Source organism: Nonomuraea sp. B5E05 (assembly GCF_039880665.1).
GTDB lineage: Bacteria > Actinomycetota > Actinomycetes > Streptosporangiales > Streptosporangiaceae > Nonomuraea.
Map to the genome: position 1 here is coordinate 688245 of NZ_JBDPMJ010000001.1, position 18220 is coordinate 706464.

The 18220-nt window shown below is 69.3% G+C and carries 13 protein-coding genes; all 13 read right to left on the minus strand.

Going from position 1 to position 18220, the window contains the following annotated elements; translation table 11 throughout:
- Nucleotides 1-8: 8 nt before the first annotated feature.
- Complete coding sequence (locus tag ABGB01_RS03165) at nucleotides 9-1322, minus strand: glycoside hydrolase family 28 protein (RefSeq protein ID WP_347770039.1); 1314 nt, start codon at nucleotides 1320-1322, stop codon at nucleotides 9-11.
- Complete coding sequence (locus ABGB01_RS03170; protein ID WP_347770041.1) at nucleotides 1319-3334, minus strand: hypothetical protein; 2016 nt, start codon at nucleotides 3332-3334, stop codon at nucleotides 1319-1321. The genes ABGB01_RS03165 and ABGB01_RS03170 overlap by 4 nt, the downstream gene beginning before the upstream one ends.
- Entirely contained in the window at nucleotides 3331-4332 is a 1002-nt protein-coding gene (locus ABGB01_RS03175; protein WP_347770043.1) for a DUF5605 domain-containing protein, read from the minus strand. Before ABGB01_RS03175 ends, ABGB01_RS03170 begins: the two co-directional genes overlap by 4 nt.
- A complete protein-coding gene (locus ABGB01_RS03180; RefSeq protein WP_347770045.1) occupies nucleotides 4329-5729 on the minus strand; it encodes a DUF5060 domain-containing protein in 1401 nt (466 codons plus the stop codon). The genes ABGB01_RS03175 and ABGB01_RS03180 overlap by 4 nt, the downstream gene beginning before the upstream one ends.
- Nucleotides 5726-7174, minus strand: coding sequence for an extracellular solute-binding protein (locus tag ABGB01_RS03185; RefSeq protein WP_347770047.1), 1449 nt, complete (start codon nucleotides 7172-7174; stop codon nucleotides 5726-5728). Before ABGB01_RS03185 ends, ABGB01_RS03180 begins: the two co-directional genes overlap by 4 nt.
- 30 nt (nucleotides 7175-7204) lie before the next feature.
- Nucleotides 7205-8287: a sialidase family protein gene (locus tag ABGB01_RS03190; RefSeq protein WP_347770049.1), complete on the minus strand. Its 1083-nt coding sequence runs from the start codon at nucleotides 8285-8287 to the stop codon at nucleotides 7205-7207.
- A 95-nt stretch (nucleotides 8288-8382) separates the two neighbouring features.
- Complete coding sequence (locus tag ABGB01_RS03195; RefSeq protein ID WP_347770051.1) at nucleotides 8383-9426, minus strand: sialidase family protein; 1044 nt, start codon at nucleotides 9424-9426, stop codon at nucleotides 8383-8385.
- A complete protein-coding gene (locus ABGB01_RS03200; protein WP_347770053.1) occupies nucleotides 9423-10472 on the minus strand; it encodes an oligopeptide/dipeptide ABC transporter ATP-binding protein in 1050 nt (349 codons plus the stop codon). The genes ABGB01_RS03195 and ABGB01_RS03200 overlap by 4 nt, the downstream gene beginning before the upstream one ends.
- A complete protein-coding gene (locus tag ABGB01_RS03205) occupies nucleotides 10469-11476 on the minus strand; it encodes an ABC transporter ATP-binding protein (RefSeq protein WP_347770055.1) in 1008 nt (335 codons plus the stop codon). Before ABGB01_RS03205 ends, ABGB01_RS03200 begins: the two co-directional genes overlap by 4 nt.
- Before the next feature lie 6 nt (nucleotides 11477-11482).
- Nucleotides 11483-12661 (minus strand): ABC transporter permease, encoded by a 1179-nt coding sequence (locus ABGB01_RS03210; protein WP_347770057.1) that lies wholly within the window; start codon nucleotides 12659-12661, stop codon nucleotides 11483-11485.
- Between the two features lie 6 nt (nucleotides 12662-12667).
- Nucleotides 12668-13666, minus strand: coding sequence for an ABC transporter permease (locus ABGB01_RS03215; RefSeq protein WP_347770059.1), 999 nt, complete (start codon nucleotides 13664-13666; stop codon nucleotides 12668-12670).
- 9 nt (nucleotides 13667-13675) lie between these two features.
- The gene (locus tag ABGB01_RS03220) at nucleotides 13676-15661 is read right to left on the minus strand and encodes an ABC transporter substrate-binding protein (protein ID WP_347770061.1); all 1986 of its coding nucleotides are present in this window, start codon (nucleotides 15659-15661) and stop codon (nucleotides 13676-13678) included.
- 18 nt (nucleotides 15662-15679) lie between these two features.
- On the minus strand, nucleotides 15680-17899 hold the full coding sequence (locus ABGB01_RS03225) for an Ig-like domain-containing protein (RefSeq protein WP_347770063.1): 2220 nt from the start codon (nucleotides 17897-17899) through the stop codon (nucleotides 15680-15682).
- Nucleotides 17900-18220: the final 321 nt, after the last annotated feature.

The following is an 18220-nucleotide window of genomic DNA, read 5'->3' on the forward strand; positions in this document are numbered from 1 at the left end:
GCGCGTCGTCACGGTCTGGACGGTGGTTCGGCCACCTTGACGTCCGAAAGGGTCAGGCCGACGACGTCGCCGGCCACGTCCGCGCGCTGGACGTGGGCGAACGTGCTGTCCCTGATCGTGACGTCCCTCAGGGGCTGCTCGGGATAGCCCCGCAGCAGGTACGCGCTGCGCGTGCGGTCGCTGCGCAGCCCCGCCACGTTGATGTTGCGGATGGGGGGCGGGTCGTCGCCGTTGTGACCGTCGCCGTGGTAGAGGTCGATGGAGACGGCCTCCTTGGTCAGCTCGCTGATCTCGACGTCCTTGACGAAGACGTTCTCCACGTAGCCGCCCCGCACGGAGTTCGTCTTGATGTAGAGGCCGAAGTAGAGCCCGGGGCCGCCCCAGCGGCAGCGGCGGACGAAGACGTTGCGGATGCCGCCGGTCGTGTCGGTGCCGATGGCGACCGAGCCGTACCGGTAGCGCATGTCGCAGTCCTCGATCAGCACGTCCTCGCACGGGACCCCCACCCGCCGGCCGTCGGGACCGCGGCCGGCCTTGATGGCGATGCAGTCGTCGCCGACGTCGAAGACGCAGCCCGAGATCACCACGGAGCGGCAGCTCTCGGGGTCGCAGCCGTCGTTGTTGGGCCCGCGCGAATAGATCGACACGTTCCTGACGAGCACGTTCTCGCACCGTACGGGATGGATCTCCCACATGGGGGAGCGCACGATGCGCACACCCTCGACGAGCACGTTGCGGCACAGGTACGGCTGGATCATGTTCGGCCGCAGGTGGTGGCCCGCGCCGAACACGCGCTCCTCCACCGGCACCCCATCCGCGGCCATCCGCTGCAACGCGGCCCAGTCACCGGCCTCGTTCGGCATGCCCGGCTTCCAGCCGAAGGCGGGCGTGCCCACCCACCACCACCAGTGCTCGGGCCCGGCTCCGCCGTCGAGCGTCCCGGCGCCGGTGATGGCGATGTTCTCCTGGCCGTGGGCGTAGATGAAGGGGGAGTAGTTGTAGCACTCGATGGCGGAGAAGCGGGTGAAGACGGCCGGGAGGTAGTCGGCGGGGTCGGTGCTGAACAGGATTGTCGCGCCCTCCTCCACGTGCAGGTCCACGTTGCTGAGCAGGTGGATCGCGCCGGTGAGGTAGGTGCCGGGCGGCACCCGCACGTGCCCGCCGCCGCTCTCGTGGCAGGTCTCGATCGCGGCGCGGAACGCCCCGGTCCACATGTCCCCGTCCACGAAGTCGGTGACGTCGAACCACCGGTCGGGGAACTCCGGCGGCCGCACCCGCTCGCGCAACTCGTCCGCGTACCGCCAGGCCTCTTCCTCGTTCATGACACCTTCCTCGTGTGCAACGCGTGGTGGAGGGGCAGGGCGATCACCCAGGACGGGTTCCACGTGTTCGCCTCGCCCTTGCGCTGCCAGTTGGTCTGGAAGAACCCCTCGCCCTGCTCGCCGGGCACGTCGAAGCCCCAGTCGCCGGGTTGCGTGCAGATGCCCTGGCCCATGGCGTGCAGGATCGTCTCGGCTCGTTCCGCGTAGTGGGTCTTGCCGGTCATCAGGCCGAACTCCATCAGCTCGGACGTCGGGAAGAACACGTCGAGGTGGTGGTTCTGCACGCTGACCGAGGGCCAGCCGCACGCCTTGAAGCCGCGCCGCTGGAACGTGCTGCCCGCGTCGAACTCGGGCGACCACACGTAGACGAACGTCAGCAGCCAGTCGGCCGCCGTCTCCGCCCATCGCGCGTACGTCTCGCGCCCGGTGAGGCGGTAGAGCTCGAAGGCGGCCTGGAAGTAGTACATCCCGGCCTCCTTGTCCTCCCCGCTGGCGTCGAGGGTGGCGTGGGCGAAGGGCCGCTCGAACGTGGCCGCGTGCAGCCGGTGGTAGCGGCCGAGCAGCTCCTCCGCGCGCCGCAGCCACACCTTCTCGCCGCTCAGCCGGTACGCGCCCAGCAGGGCCTGCACGCACGACACCCCGGCCGCGGTGATCATGGGGGAGAACGGGACGCCGCCGGGGGTCCAGCCGAGCGGCGCGATGCCCTCGGGCAGCCGGGTCCGCCAGAAGAACGCGGCGGCGTCCTCCACCGCCTCCTCCCAGGCCGGCGGCGGGGTCAGGCCCGCCGCGCGGAACCGCAGCGCGAGCTCGGCCAGGTCGGCGACCGTCTCGCCGTGGGCGCGGCTGGAGACGAAGGCGGCGCCGTCCTTGCGGAACGACTCCCACCTGTCCTCGTCGAGCAGATAGCGGCCGTGACGCAACCCGCGTACGGAGGTCTGGCTGCCCTCGACGTAGAAGCCGGCGGCGCGGCGGGCGCGCTCGACCCGCTCCGGCTCGTCGCGGCCGAGGCCGAGCTCGGCGTCGCAGCGGGCCAGCTTCATGCACTGGCCCGTCCAGCCGTACAGGTACGACCGGGGCTTGCCCGGCCGGGGCCTGTCGTAGGCGAGGTAGCCGTCGCCCGCCCAGCGCGCGTCCATGGCGTTCGTCTTGAGCCGCACGATCTCGTCGCGGGACAGCGGCCCGGCGCCCCGGTCGTCGTAGAGCCGCGTGTGGACGAGTTTCGTGAAGCCGAGGCCGCGCGGCTCGACCGGGCCCCAGTCGAGGGTGTGGCGGGTGGTGACGGCCTCGCCGGGCGCCAGGTCGCGGTAGCCGACGGGCCGGTCCGCCACCTCCGCCTTGCTGACGTAGCAGACGTCCGGCTTGCCGTCGAAGGCGATCACGCCGGTCATGGCCGCGACGGTGAGGCCCGGCGACCGTACGACGCCGAGCGAGCCGTACGCGACGGTGCCGTCGCCCAGCCTGGTCGCCGCGGGATGGGCGAACAGGCTGACGTAGCGGCCGTCCCAGGCGGCGTTGACGGCGGGGATGGGCAGGCGGTGCTCCTCGCCCACGAACCCCTCGCGGGGGACCCGCTTGCGCGGGTCGGACGAGGGGTTGCCGTTGTAGAGCACGCCGGGCATGGTGACGTGCGCGTCCGCGGTGGGGAGGGGCAGCAGGAGGCCGGCCGCCACGTCGGCGACCTCCTGCTCGGCGTCGTTGCGCCAGGTGGTGGTGAGGGTGAGCAGGCCGCCGGGGGCGAAGGCCAGCTCGAGCCGGGCGCTCAGCGGCCCGAGCCCGGCCGTGACCACGACGGTCCCGCCCGCCGAACGTACGCGGACGGAGTCGCCGAAGGCGGGCTCGATGCGCCACGGGCGGCCCGTGGACGCGGTGAGCATGCCGCTCAGCGGGGCCCGCAGGTGCGGCCCGTCCGCGTCGCGGCGGCGCAGCACCAGCTCGGGCCCGCCCGCGCCGGACACCACCTCGACGACCTTCCCGCCCGGCTCCTCGACGGCCATGAGGACGCCCGCCGTCATGGGCGCCGCCGGATCCTGACGGCCTGGCCGACCGTCCCCGGCAGCGGCACCGCGATCGTCCCGCCGTCCAGCACCCCGAGCGGCGTGACGGTCATCTCCCACGTGTCGATCACCTCGACCTCGTACCGCCCCTCCGGCACCTCGTACGTCCTGTCGGGGAAGCGGTGCTCCCCGCAGTACTCCAGGTAGAACTCCCCGGGCACCTCCAGCATCGGCGCGTCCCGATCCCGGTAGCGCGCCTCGTCCGGGGTCCCGGCGATGACCTGGCGCAGCAGCGCGAGCCTGGGCACCGCGGCGCCGGTGAGCGTGCCGCCGTCCTGCGACCAGGTCAGCCCGTCGTCGTCCGCGTACGACTCGCCGTGCGTCAGGTAACGCCGCCGCACCGACCCGTCCCAGGCCATGGTGACGACCTTCTCGGGCGGCAGGCTCAGCGACGGGTCCTCGCCGTCGCCCTCGTACCCGCACGCGTCCATCAGCACCGGCTTGTGGTGGTCGCGCGTCGGCACCCACGCGTCGCGCGGGCTGGGCGCGCGGACGCTGCCGTGCGTGAACGTGCGCCGCCACAACAGCGGCGAATCCGCGGGGACGGTGATCGAGCGCGGATGGTGGCCGGGGTCCTCCTCGGCCACCAGGTCGGCCAGCCGCACCCAGTCGTGCTCGGTGAACGCGGGGAACGGCGACGGGTCGGCGGCCAGCGACCACCACACGTTCGGGTGCGCGGCCAGGCGGGGAACCACGTCCCGCACGTAGCGGCAGGCGGTCTCGACGTCGGACACGCCCTCGCCGGGATGCATGAGCACCAGCTCGGCGGTCACGCCGATCCCGGCCAGCTCCGCCACCCGCTCCTCCAGCGCGTCGAGCGAGCAGCGGGTGGCGAACGCCGCCATCCGCACCCGGTCGAACGGCGACGACTCCAGCGAGGCGAGGGTCCGCGTCCGCCGCTTCTCGTCGTGCAGGTGCCAGCCGAGCGCGGTGGTCGCCATCGGCCCGATGCTCATCGGTCTCCCACTCTCGTCATCCGCAGCGCCAGGTACGGCCTGCGCGGCAGGCCGACCCGCACCTGTTCGCGGTGCACCCCGTCGATCGGGGTGATGGTCATGTTCCAGGTGTCGATCAGCTCGACCTCGTAGGCGTCGCCCGCCGGCAGGTCCACCGTGACCCGGGCCGGTTGCCGCCGCCCCAGGTAGCGCAGGAGGGTGCCGTCGCGGCGCTCCTCCATGATCGTGCGCAGGAAGGCGATCCTGGCCGGACTCTCGCCGTACAGGCCGCCGCCGTTGCCGATCCACGCGCGTTCCTGGAAGCCGGACAGCGACTCGCCGTGGCCCACGTAGCCGCCGCGCGACATGCCCTCCCAGAACCGGTCCATCAGCTCCTGGGCGGTGACGTTGCCCCAGCGTTTGCCGATGTTCCCCTCGTAGGAGATCTCGTCGATCACGACGGGCTTGGGGCAGGCCGCCAGCCAGGCGTCCGTCGGGGTGGCGTCCCAGTGCTGGATGCTCTGGTGCGTGATCCACGGCTTGGAGTTGTCGTACACCGACGCGACCTCGAACATGCGCGTCCCGTTGTGGATGGAGCGCAGGTGCTCGTACGGGTCGTGGCGCACGATCGTGCGGAGGATGTCGTCCCAGTCGGCCACGGTCTTGGACCGGTTGAAGTCGTACTCGTTGGCGGCCGACCACCACACGTTGCGGTAGGCGGCCAGGCGGGCGATGACGTAGCGCACGAAGGCGTGGTCGACCTCGCGGCCCATGTCCTGGAAACCGCGCACCCCGCCGTCGTACGGGTGGAAGAGGATCACGTCCGCCTCCACCCCGATGTCGCGCAGCTCGCGGACCCCCGCCTCCAGGTGGCGGAAGAACACCGGGTTGAACCGGGTCAGGTCCAGCCCGTCCGGGTCCTTCCCGGCGAACGGCACCTCCGGCGGCGCCATCGGCCCCGTCGGCAGCACGCACATGCGCAGCTTGTTGAACGGCGACGCTTTGAGCGTCCGCAGCGTCTGGCGTTCCCGCTCCTCGTCCATGTCGTGCGTCCAGTGGTACGCGGTCGTGCCGAACGGCAGGTACGGCGTGCCGTCCGCGTACTCGAAGCCGGTGCCGGCGGCCCGTACGGGGCCGTGGTTGCCCGGGCCGGGCGGCCCCACCTCGAAGCCGCCCGAGCACCCGTCCAGCTCTTCCACGTTGCTGACAGTCGTGAACCGCCACGGACCCACCGCGTCCGGCATGAACCGGACGCGGTAGACGCCGTCCCCGTCGTAGAAGCCCTCGGCCTCGACGACGCGGTTGCGGTACTGGTACCGGGCCGACAGGCGAACGTCCGCGAAGGGGTTGCCGCCGGTCGGTCCGGCCAGTTCGATCTCGTGGACGCCCCAGCGTTCCACGGTGGTGGAGAACGTCACCAGTCCTTGCCCGCTTCCGACTGCGCCTTGATGTAGTTGGGGATGTCCTGCTGCTGGGACAGGCTCAGCGCCTGCTCGGGCGTCCCGCCGTCACGCAGGATGTGCTGGCGGTAGACCGACCACAGCGGCAGGTCCCAGTACTCGGTGTTCTGGTAGTTCGAGATCGCGGCGTTCTCACCCCAGTAGACGGCCGAGGTGTCGATCTCGGCCAGTTCGGGGATGGCCTTGCCGAAGCTCTGCACGACCTTGTCGGTCTGCAGGACCGCCTTGACGCCGTGGCTGGAGAGCTCGGTCTGGCCCTCCTCGGACACCAGCCACTTCACGATCTGCAGCGCCTGTTCCTTCTTGGGCGAGGACGGCGGGATGAACGCGGCCCGCGTGTTCGGCTGGTAGGTCGTCGTGGCGCCCCTCTCGAGCACCGGGATCGCGCTGACGCCGATGTCGACGCTCTTGGCCTGCTCCGCGAAGGCGGCCTCGTCGCCGTCCTCGATGAACAGCTCGCTGCCGGCGTACATGTTCAGCCGCGACAGCGTGTCGACCGCCATCGCCAGGTGGCCAGGCTGGCTCATGTCGCCCTTGAAGAAGTCGGTGACGGTGGTGAAGTCGTTGCGCGGGATCTCCAGGAAGCGATACAGGTTGTCGACGTACGTCTTCCAGGCGTCACTGCTGATGTCGACCTTGACGTCCTCGGGCGCGGGCTCCTCGCTCGTCGTCGGCAGGAACGGGTAGAGACCGGCCTGGTTGAAGTCCAGGTACTGGTCAGGGTGCTGCATGTAGCCCTTGTAGTGATGCAGTCCGTCGTCCGCGGTCAGCTGCTTGGCCTTCTTGAACGCCTCGTCGTACGTCATGCCGGGCTCGGGGTACTTCACCTTGAACTTGTCGAAGATCTTCTTGTTGTAGAGCAGCACGTGCTCGTCGATGAACAGCGGCACGCCGTAGATCCCGCCGTCGGAGCGCGACTTGGTCAGCTCCACCGCGGACTTGTTCAGCGTGTTCAGGTCGATGCCGGCCTTCTTGAGGTCGGGGGTGAGGTCGCCGACCCAGCCCATCGGCTCGAGGTCGCGGTCGATGCGGTTCTTCGGGTCCTCGATGACGATGTCCGGGGTGACCCCGGCGGCCTTGAGGTCCTCGTACCGCACGGGGTAGTCCCACGTCGCGTACTTGATCTTGACGTCGGGGAACGTCTCGCGCAGTTTGTTGCCGACGATCTCGTCGAAGACCCTGGTGGCGGCTCCCTGCTCGTCCTCGACGGTCGACTCGAACGGCTTGTAGTTGGCGGCGAAGATGAACAGCTCGTCGTCGCACACGCTGAACGGCAGGTCGTACCTGTTGGGCACGTCCTTGCAGGCGGCCGACGGCTGGGGTGAGGCGTTCGCGGCGGCGGGGACGGCGGTGGTCACGGCGAGGGCGAACGCGAGCAGCGCGAAGCCGCGGGACTTCTTCATGGTGATCTCCCTGAGACTGTTTCGCGAGGGCTATTTCGCGGGCGAGTAGCTGCACTGGCGCACCACGTTGCGCCGGACGCCGTTCTTGAACTCGGTGATCGTGTGCTCGGGCCAGTTGGACAGCAGGCCCACCGCGTCGCGGAGGTACGGCTCGTTGAAGACCACGTGCCGGATGTTGTTGCGGTTGTAGGAATAGACCATGTGGATGAAGCCGTCGCTGCTCTGGGTCAGCACGGGATAGGTGAACTGCGGCCCCGACTGCGCCTCCACGTCGACGGAGTTCTCCCACGTGCGGCCCTTGTCAGGCGACAACGACAGCCGCATGGGGGAGCGGTGCTCGACCCACGGGTTGTAGGCCAGCACGAGCTTGCCGTTGTCGAGCTTGAGCGCGGCGACGCGCGAGTTCGGGTTGCCGATGGGCTCGGCCACGGGCGCGCTCCACGTGCGCGCGAAGTCGGTCGAGTCGCTCGTGTAGATGGCGCCGTCACCGGTGCGCATGTAGGCGCGCAACCGTCCCGGCTCGACCTCCACGACGGTCGGCTGGATCGACCCCTCGGGCGTGCGGATCCAGCTGCCGTGCTCCTCCGGGTACGCCTTCCACGACGACATGTCCTCGCTGAAGACGTAGAAGCCGGAGCTGGAGCCGCCCTCGTCGTAGATGGGCAGCAGCACCTCGCCGTTGGACATGCGGATCGGGTTGGTGCCCACCATCCATCCCCACTCCTTGCGGATGGTGGTGGGCTCGCTCCAGGTCTTCCCGCTGTCGTCCGAGGTGATCAGCCGGATCGGGGCCTGTTCCCAGCCGTGGCCCTCGATCGTCACGAAGAACAGGTAGAGCCGCTTGCCGTCCGACCACAACACGGGGTTGCCGTCGGCCTTGCCCGCCTCGTCGAACACCACCGCGGGCGCGGACCAGGCGTGCTTGCCCGCCGTCAGCCGCGACATGTAGAGCGCCTGGTTCGGCGCCCCTTCCGTGGTGCCGCCGTAGTAGACGGTCAGCATGTCGCCGTTCGGCGCCTGCGCCAGCCCGGCCGCGTGCACCTTGGGGACGTCCGGGTCGGGTGCGGCGACATCCTGGCGGCAGGCGTAGGAGCCGGTCGGCTCCACCCGCACGTCGCCGTCTCTGTCACCGGCACTGTTCGAGAGGGAAGAAGGGACCGCCACTGCCACCGCCAGAGCCCCGTATAACATGCTCTGCCGAAGTTTCATCACAGGCCAATCTCTAGATGTTTGATGGTTTTCCGGAGATAGGAGAAGGCGACGTCCACGCGCCCGTCACCGCCGCCGATGACGCTCGGATAGGAGTAGCCGAGCTCGTTCTGCCAGTACTCGCGGTCGGAGTCCTGCAGGACCCGCCGGTACGGCCAGCTCTCGCCGCCGTCGTCCGACACCGCGAGCACCAAGGGGGTGCGCAGCGCCTTCTTGCGCTGCTTGCCGTTCTTGACCACCCACCTGTACTGCTCGCGCTCCAGGCTCGCGTCGTTGTAGACGAGCGCCAGCCGTCCGTTCCCCAGCTTCGTGAGCTGGACGGCGGAGTCGTTGTTCGGCAGGCCGGTCCGTTCCGGCACCGACCATGCCCGGCCGTCGGCCGAGGTGGAGGCGTAGATCCGCCCCGCCCGCCGGTCGCGGTACATCGCCAGCAGCCGGCCGTCGGGCCGCTCGGCGATGGTCATCTGCACGAGGTCGCCGCTGTCGGGGACCCCGTGCTCGGCCCACGTGCGCCCGCCGTCGTCGCTGACCTGGACCACGCTGCGGTCGCCGGCCTTGCCGCAGTGGTAGGCGGGCAGCAGCCACGTCCCGCCGGCCAGGACGACCGGCGGGTGCCGGACGAAGACACCCGGCTCGGCGAAGAGCACGTCCGGCTCGCTCCAGGTGCGGCCCGCGTCGGCCGACGTCCTGACCACGACGTGCGCCGTCGTCTGGTCGTACGGTTCGCTGGAGGTGTGCAGCAGCCGGATCAGCCCGTCGCCGCCGTCGAACAACACCGGGTTCTGCTCGCTGCGCCGCGGGTCCGTGGCGACCAGCCGGGGGGTCTCCCAGCGCTCGCCGGCCAGCCGGGAGACGACCACGTTGGTGCCGGGAGCGCCCTCCTCGGGGCCGCTGAACCAGGTGCACAGCAGCTCGCCGTCCCGGGTGCGCAGCAGGTTGGCGGCGTGGTTGTCCGGACCGTGCGGCGCGGGCAGCAGCGCCTCCCGAACGCCCGGCAGCGCGCCGGACGGGCGGATGACGCCGTCGAAACGGGGGTCGGTCATGCGGTCACCACCGGATCCTCGCGCACGTCCGGGTCGGGGACGCCGCGCAACTCGAGTTCCTCTGCGAAATGGCAGGCGACGCGGCGCCCTCCGACCTCGCGCAGCGGCGGCTGGTCCGTGCGGCACACATCCTTGGCGTACACGCAGCGCGGGTGGAAAGGGCAGCCGGGCGGCACGTGCGCCGGGTCGGCGATGTCGCCGAGCAGCTTGATGCGCTCGCGGCGCTTCCTGGCCGCCGGGTCGGGGTCGGGCACCGCCGACAGCAGCGCCTCGGTGTAGGGGTGCAGGGGGCGCCCGTAGAGCTCGCCGGTCGGGCCCTGCTCGACGACCTTGCCGAGGTACATCACCGCGACGACGTCGGCGACGTGCTCGATGATGCCGAGGTCGTGGCTGACGAACAGGAAGCCGATGCCCGACTCCTCCTGCAGGTCGGTCAGCAGGTTGAGGATCTGCGCGCGGACCGACACGTCGAGCGCGCTCACCGCCTCGTCGGCGACGACCAGCCGGGGCGACAGGGCCAGCGCCCGCGCGATCCCGACCCGCTGGCGCTCGCCGCCGCTGAAGGCGTGCGGGTAACGGTTGGCGTACTCGGGGCGCAGGCCGACGCGGTCGAGAAGCTCGCCGACGCGGGCGTGGATCTCCTCCTTGGTGCCGTACCGGTGCGCCCGCATCGGCTCGCCGATGATCTCGCGCAGCGTCTTGCGGGGGTTGAGCGACGAGTGCGGATCCTGGAAGATCATCCGCACCTGCCCCCTGTACGGCTTGAGCTCCTTCTCCTTCAGCCCCGCCACGTCGACCACCGAGCCGTCCGGCCGCCGGTAGAGCATGCGCCCGCCGGTGGGGTCGTGCGCCCGCACGATGCACCGGCCCAGCGTGGTCTTGCCGCAGCCGGACTCCCCGACCAGCCCGATCGTGGTGCCCTCCTCGATGGTCAGGTCCACCGCGTCCACGGCCTTGACCGCGCCGACCTGCCGCCCGAGCAGGCCGCTGCGGATGGGGAAGTGCTTGGTCAGCCCTTCGATCTTGAGCAGGGGTTCCGTGCTCATGGACGCGCCTCCTGCTCGTCGTCGTAGAGGAGGCAGGAGACCTCGCGGTCGCCCACCGGGATGCGGCTCGGGGTCACGGTGTCGCACCGGCCGGCCATGGCGCTGTCGCAGCGCGGGTGGAACGTGCAGCCGCCCGGCCGCGCGAACGGCGGCGGCACCATGCCCTTGATCGCCGCCAGCCGGGTCCGCGAGGCGCGCCCGAGCCGGGGCATCGAGCGCAGCAGCGCCTGCGCGTACGGATGTCTGGGCGCGGAGAGCACCTGCTCGGCGGCGCCGTACTCGACGACCCGGCCCAGGTACATGACCGCCATCCGGTCGGCCACCTGCGCGGCCACGCCGAGGTCGTGCGTGATCAGCATGATCGCCATGCCGAACTCCGCCTGCAGGTCCCTGAGCAGTTCCAGGATCTGCGCCTGGGTGGTCACGTCCAGCGCGGTCGTCGGCTCGTCGGCGATGAGCAGGCTCGGGCGGCACGACAGCGCCATCGCGATCATCGCCCGCTGCCGCATGCCGCCGCTCAGCTCGAACGGGTAGGCGTCGACCCGGCGCCGCGGCTTGGGAATGCCGACACGGTCGAGCATGTCGATGGCCCGCTCGCGCGCCTCGGCCTTGCCGACGTTGTCGTGCAGCCGGACCGCCTCGACGATCTGGCTGCCGATGGTGTGCACCAGGCTCAGCGAGGCCATCGGCTCCTGGAACACCATCGCGATGTCCTGCCAGCGGACCTGCCGCAGCAGCCGCTTGTCCGCCCCGACCAGCTCGACGGGTCCGTCGTCGCGGTGCAGCGTGATCCGCCCGCCCTCGATCTGTCCCGGCGGGTCCACCAGGCGCAGGATCGAGCGGGCCATGACGCTCTTCCCGCAGCCGGACTCGCCGACGATGGCCAGCGTCTCGCCCTTGTGAACGCGCAGGTCCACGCCGTCGACCGCGCACACCACGCCGTCGTCGAGCAGGAAGTGGGTGCGCAGGTCCTCGATCTCAAGCAGCACGTCGTCCGCGGGCACGCCTGCTCACCTCCCCGTCGCCGTGTTGATGGTCGCGCTCGCACGTCGCCCCGCGCGGCGCCAGAAGGGCTTCCTTCTCCGGGCTCCGCTCGCCGATCCGTACGGGTCGGCCGCGTCTCTCAATCCGTCTCCGAAGAAGTTCATGGCGACCACGACGATCACCACCGCGACGCCCGGCGCCAGCAGCCACGGCGCGTTCGCGACGACGCGCACGTTCTGCGCGCCCTCCAGCAGCACGCCCCAGCTCACCGCCGGCGCCTGCAGCCCCAGGCCGAGGAAGCTCAGGCTGGTCTCGCCGAGGATCATGGCCGGGATGGCCAGCGACAGCGAGGCGATGATGTGGCTGGCGAACGACGGGATCATGTGCCGGAAGATGATCGACAGCCGGCCGACGCCGTCCAGCCGGGCGGCGGTGACGAAGTCCTCCTCGCGCAGCGACAGGAACCGCCCGCGCACGTCCCTGGCCAGCCCGGTCCACCCGATCAGCGACAGCAGCACCGTGATGGCGAAATATCGGGTCAGCGGCCCCCAGTCCGTGGGGAGCGCGGCCGACAGCGCCATCCACAGGGGCAACGTCGGGATCGCCATGAGGAACTCGATGACCCGCTGCACGACGTTGTCGACGCCGCCCCCGAAATATCCTGAAATGCCGCCTATGAGCATGCCGAGTAAGAAGCTGGCGGCGACCCCGACCAGCCCGATCGACAACGACACCCGGGCGCCGTGGATGAGCCTCGACAGCAGGTCCCTGCCGTTCCCGTCGGAGCCCAGCAGGAAGACCGGCTCGCCCTTATTGACCGGGCCGATCAGGTGGATGTCGGACGGGATCAGTCCGAGCAGCCTGTACTCGTCGCCGTGCACGAACAGCCCCACCCTGACCACCTTGGCGGGGTCCTCGGTGTAGGTCTGCGCGTACGTCGTCGCGTCGCGTTCGGTCGTGTACCCGTAGACATGCAGGCCGTGCTCACCCGAGTACCGCACCATCTGCGGCGGCGCGTACGTCATCGACGTGTTCGCCGTCGAGCTGGACATCGGCGCGAAGAACTCCGCGAAGATCGCCACGAAGTACACCGGGATCAGGATCGCCGCGCCGGCCATCGCGAGCCGGTGCCGGCGGAACTGCCGCCACATCAGCCGCCACTGCGGCAGCGTCCCTACTTCCTTCGTCGGTCGCCTGAGGAACATGTGGCGCTACTCTCTCTTGTACCGTTTGCGGATTCGCGGGTCCCACCAGGCCAGCGCCAGGTCGCTCACCACGGTGCCGACCACGGTCAGCGTGCTGAGGATCATGATGAAGCTGCCGACCAGGTACATGTCCTGGCTCATGACCCCGCTGAGCAGCAGCGGGCCCCCTGTCGGCAGGCTCATGACGACCGACACGATGGTCTCCCCGCCGATGAGCCCCGGGAGCAGCCAGCCCACCGTGCTGAAGAACGGGCTGAGCGACATCCGCACCGGGTATTTCAGCAGCAGCTTCCACTCCGGTAGCCCCTTGGCCCTGGCCGTGTGCACGTAGGGCCGGTAGAGCTCGTCGAGCAGGTTCGCCCTGGTCACCCGGATCATGCCGGCCGTGCCGGACACCCCGATGACCAGGATCGGCACCCACAGGTGTCCCATCAGGTCCAGGACCTTGCCCAGGTTCCAGGCCGCGTCCTGGAACTCCGGCGAGAACAGGCCACCCACACTCGCCCCGAAGTAGCGGAACCCGATGTACATGAGGACCAGCGCCAGCATGAACTCGGGGACCGCCATCCCGATGAAGCCGAGGAAGGAGAACCCGTAGTCACCCCAGGAGTACTGCTTGACCGCGCTGTAGATCCCGATGGGGAACGCGATCGCCCAGACCATGAGCAGCGAGCTGATCGACAGGATCGCCGAGAGCGCGACCCGCTCGCCGATGAGCGTGGCGACCGGCTGGTTCCAGGCAAACGATTGACCGAAGTCGCCGTGCAGCACGATCGCGGTGATCCAGCGCCAGTACTGTAAGAAGATCGGATCGTCCAGGCCGTAGCGCAGCCTGAGGTTCTCGATCTCCGCCGGAGTGAGGCCCTCGCCGCCCGCCTGCGCGTTCGCGATCAGCGTCGAGACATAGTCGCCCGGCGGCAGGTTGATGATGACGAAGGTGGCGATCGAGATCGCCCACATCGTCACCACCACGTACAGCAGGCGGCGGCCGAAATAACCCAGCATTCCGGCGCCTCAGAAGGAGTACTGCTCGGGCTGGGTCGGCCCGGGGTTCACGGGACAGACGGACATGGAGTCGGGCACGTTCTTGACCTCGTTGGAGACGATGCCGTACTCGTCGGGGTGCGAGCTGACGCCGATCGCGTAGAACTGCTCCTTGGCGATCCGCACGACCTCCTTGGCGTGCTCCAGCGCCTTCATGAAGTCCGGCTCCGTGCGCATCGCGGTGAACGCGTCGAGCTGCTGGCGCACCACTGCCGGCGGCTCGTCGCCGTTCTTGCCCTTGCTGCCGTACCACAGGGCCCAGCGGATGGCGTAGCGGGCGCTGCCGGAGTTGCTCGGCACGTAGTAATGGTCGCCGCCGGTGCCGGTGATCACGTCGAAGTCGCTGCACGTGAACGTGGACGCCTGCGGGTTGTTGCCCATCGTGCGCTCGGTGAACAGCGTGTCCGAGACCGGATCGACGCGCAGGCTGACCCCGACCGCCTCCCAGTGCTTCTTGACGAACTCCAGCGCCTGGACGTGGTGCGGGAACTCCGCGCTGGTCATGACGGTGACGATCAGCGGCTTGCCGTCGGGGCCCAGCCGCCTGCCGGCGGAGTCCTTCTCGGTCAGCCCGGCCTTGTCGAGGTACTCGCCCGCCTTGGCGACGTCGTACTCGGTGTACTGCTTGGCGAACTCCGCGTCGTAGAGGGCGTTGTTCTTGGACGGAGCGGCCTGCCACGGCTCGCCCTGGCCCGCGTACACCCCGTCGATGATCTCCTTGCGGTTGATCGCGTACGACAGCCCGATCCGGAAGTCCTTCTTCTGGAACAGCTCGCGCAGGTCGTCGTCCCCGATCGTCTGGTTGAACTGGATGATCATCGTGTTGCTCAGCCGGCTCGGCACATTGAACAGCCGGTACTCGCCCTTCCCGGCGTTCTGCGCGACCACCGGCTTGTTCTCCGGCGTGTTGAAGTTGCGAAGCTGCATGTGGATCTCGCCGTTCATGATCTTCAGCAGCTCCACCTCGACGTCGCCGAGGAGGTCCGACCTGAACCGGTCGATGTAGGGAAGCTGGCGCCCCTGGTCGTCGACCTTCCAGTAGTACGGGTTCCGCTCGGCCACCACCGCCGTGCCGTCGCCGATCGCGGCGGTGATCTTCCACGGGTGCAGCGTCGGGATGTCGGCGTTGTGCGCCCAGTCGTTCTTCTGCATGAACAGCTGCGTCCAGTCCTCGAACTGCTGTTCCTTGGCGAGCTTGTCGGCGTCCGGGTTGTACTTCTTGTGGAACTGCTTGAGGTAGTGCTTGGGCAGCAGGAACCCGGCCGCCCCGCCACGCTCGAACGTGGAGACCGCGATCTGGAAGAGCAGGCCCGCCTTCGGCTCCTTGTAGACGTAGCGGACCGTCCGCTCGTCCACCTTCTCCACCTTGACCAGCTCGTCCGTGGTGCCGTTCTCCAGGTAGAGGTCGTAGACGCCGGTCGTGTGCAGGTCCTTGTAGACGGCCACGTCCTCGAAGGCGAACAGCAGGTCGTCGGCCGTGCAGGGCTGCCCGTCCGACCACTTCAGGCCGTCACGCAGCCGGAAGACGTATTCCCGGCCGTCGTTCTTGACCTCGAACTCGGCCACGTTGGGGATGATGTCGTCCGGGCCCTTCTGGCCGTTGGTGCCGGGCTTGAGCCGGACGGCGGGCTCGTAGGCGAGGGTGTAGATCAGCCAGTCCCAGTCGTCCTCGCCCACCATGGCCGAGTTCCATGTGCCGCCGTACGCGCCGGGCTCCTTCAGCGGCTTGACCACCAGGGGGTTCTTCGGCAGGCGCTCGGCGAGCGGCGGCAGCTTGCCGTTCCTGACCAGTTCGGCCAGCGCGGGAGCCTCCTTGGCCGACAGGTCGGCCGCCTTCGCGACCTTGCCACCCGTGTCGGGGCTGGTGTCGAAGAAGCCGCACCCACTGGCGGAGGCCAGCAGCAGGAAGCCGCCGCCGGCGAGCAGACCCCTCCTCGTCAACGGTTGTGGTGTCATGAGCATGCTCCTGTCTGGTCAGCCATTGATCTTCACGAGGCTGAACTGCGCCGTGGTGTAGTTGCGGACGGCGATCGCCTCCTGGTTCCCGTCGACCGCGAGGCCGATGTAGAACCGGGCGCTGCGCATCGCGATGCGCTCGTAGCCGATGCGGTCCCAGTTCAGCGAGTTGTCCGAGAGGAAGGCCTCGAACTCGTGGTCGCCGGTCGGCAGGCTCCGGCAGACCAGGCGCAGCCAGTACGGCTTCACGCTCAGCGGATCTTCGTCGTACGGCCAGAGGCCGACGCTGGGCTCCTTGCCGTTCTGGGCGACCCTGATGGCCTTGGCGCGCAGGCCGGCGCCGTCGTCGCCGCTCGCGGAGTAACCGATGCCGGCCATCATGAACGGCGAGTTCGGAGCGAGGTCCTGGCGCACCATGACGCCCGCCACGGCGTCGATGTGGCCCGTGCTCATGCTGTCCAGCCGCGCGGTGATCTCGATGACCTCGCCCTGCTTGGTGAACCCGACCGCCTGGTGGGCGAAGTGGAAGGAGTCCTTCCAGCCGGCGATCTTCCCCGATCCCTTCAGCGTCAGCACGCCGTCCTTCAGCGCCGTGCTCCCGGGGATGGGCACCTCGCCGATGTCCTGCGCCTTCCACGGCTTGTGGGTCCTGGTGCGGGTGACGTGGATCGGAACCAGCGACGAGGTGGTCGCCGATCCCGTGCTGTCGGTCGCGCGGGCCGTCAGGCAGTAGCTGCCGTCGGTCGCGTCCGCCCAGGTCACCTGGTACGGCGCCGCGGTGGCCTCGCCGATCTTCTTGTCGCCGTGGAAGAACTCGACCGTGGCGACGGACGCGCCGTCGAGGGCCTTGGCGTCGGCCTTGACCACGATGGACTGCTTGTCCTGGTCGGCCGCGAACAGCTGGTCGGCCGTGGGGGACAGGATCGCCACCTCGGGGTTGCGGGCCCCGGCCCGCTGGATGGAGTTCAGGTAGCGCTCCAGGTTCGTGTAGCCGTTGCCGTCCACCGTCTTGGCGTCGTCGGCGTTCTCCGGGTCCAGCCCCTGCGCGGTCTCCCAGTCGTCCGGCATGCCGTCGTGGTCGCTGTCGGCGGGGGCGGGCACCTCGGACGGCAGCGGCAGCGGGCCGCCCACGTCCTTCTGCGAGTTGATGTGCCGCCCCGTGCCTGTGCGCGCCTCGTTGACCAACCGGGCGTCGATGGCGTCCCGCCGCGGCAGGGTCGCTCCGGCCTGCTCCAGGACCGTGGCGTACGCCTGCGCCGAGGTCTGCTCCGTGATGCCGTGCTCGAACTCCACCGGCCTGGGCAGCAGCGTGATGCCGCCGATCGGGTAGGTGATGCCGAGGCTGTTGTCGGCCGTGATGTCGTCGTGGCCCTCGACCGTGTTGCCGCTGACGTGCCACTCGCCGAAGCGTCCCGGCGCCACGATCGTCCTGGCGATCGGGGGCCGCGTGTTCGGTCCTGGCTTGTAGTAGTTGCCGACGATGTTGATGCCGTTGGACCACTCGCCGCCGTAGCAGGACGTGATGCCGGGGTTGTAGATCACGTTGTTGCGGTGGTCCACGACCAGGCTCATGCCTTCGGTGAAACTGAAGCGCGGGTTGCGGCCGTTCTCGTGGACGAGCAGGTTGTGGTGGTAGGTGATGGTGTCGCCGCCCCACAGGCCGCCCATGCCGTGGCGGCCCTTGGGATGCACCGAGTTCACCAGGCCCTCGGAGATGATGCACCACTGGACGGTCACGTTGGTGTTGCCGTAGACGGAGAAGCACTCGTCCACGCCCCAGCTGAACGAGCAGTGGTCGATGATGAGGTCCCGCACGCCGCGGGCGCCGAAGGTGTCGATGGGGGTGCCGAGCTCGTCGCCGCCGCGGAAGCGCAGGTGGCGCAGGATGATGTTGTCACCCTTGATCTGCGTCTCGTTGCCGATGACGGTGACGCCGTGGCCGGGGGCGGTCTGGCCGGCGATGGTGAGGTTGGAGCCGGTGATGTCGAGGCCGCCCTTGATCCGGATGTTGCCGGCGACCCGGAAGACGATCGTCCCGTCGGACTTCGCCACCGCCTCGCGTAACGAGCCGGGGCCGTCCTCGTCAAGGGTGGTCACCTCGTACACGGCGCCGCCCCGGCCGCCCGTGGTGTACAATCCGGCCCCTTCGGCGCCGGGGAAGGCGGGCACGCCCTTGGCCCGCACCTTCGCCTCGACCGTGGGGGTCGGGCTCGGGCTCGGGCTCGGCTTCACCGCCACGCTCGGTGTGCTCGCCCACGCCACAGCGGGCGGGGCCAACGCCGCGGATCGCACGAAATTCCGGCGGCTGAATGATGAATGATGGCGATCGAAGCCAAGGGCCTCGGTCATGCGGAACGCTCTCTTTCCGCCCCGAATAGACAGGGCTGTGCCGTCTTTCGGCACGACTCCGGAACCACGCTGGTGCTTGCTGAGAATTTTTATTCAGGCATGAATGGAGTGGATTCATCACATCGTGAACGACACGGTTGTGGCTGTCAAGAGTCGTTACGTACGCGGATGAAACAGTCAGTTAACAGACCCGTCACGACATCCTGGGAG

Bases quoted from the DNA above. Each gene is read 5' to 3' on its own strand.
- ABGB01_RS03165 (WP_347770039.1), bottom strand. From the start codon at position 1,322: ATGAACGAGGAAGAGGCCTGGCGGTACGCGGACGAGTTGCGCGAGCGG.
- ABGB01_RS03170 (WP_347770041.1), bottom strand. From the start codon at position 3,334: ATGACGGCGGGCGTCCTCATGGCCGTCGAGGAGCCGGGCGGGAAGGTC.
- ABGB01_RS03175 (WP_347770043.1), bottom strand. From the start codon at position 4,332: ATGAGCATCGGGCCGATGGCGACCACCGCGCTCGGCTGGCACCTGCAC.
- ABGB01_RS03185 (WP_347770047.1), bottom strand. From the start codon at position 7,174: ATGAAGAAGTCCCGCGGCTTCGCGCTGCTCGCGTTCGCCCTCGCCGTG.
- ABGB01_RS03195 (WP_347770051.1), bottom strand. From the start codon at position 9,426: ATGACCGACCCCCGTTTCGACGGCGTCATCCGCCCGTCCGGCGCGCTG.
- ABGB01_RS03200 (WP_347770053.1), bottom strand. From the start codon at position 10,472: ATGAGCACGGAACCCCTGCTCAAGATCGAAGGGCTGACCAAGCACTTC.
- ABGB01_RS03210 (WP_347770057.1), bottom strand. From the start codon at position 12,661: ATGTTCCTCAGGCGACCGACGAAGGAAGTAGGGACGCTGCCGCAGTGG.
- ABGB01_RS03215 (WP_347770059.1), bottom strand. From the start codon at position 13,666: ATGCTGGGTTATTTCGGCCGCCGCCTGCTGTACGTGGTGGTGACGATG.
- ABGB01_RS03220 (WP_347770061.1), bottom strand. From the start codon at position 15,661: ATGACACCACAACCGTTGACGAGGAGGGGTCTGCTCGCCGGCGGCGGC.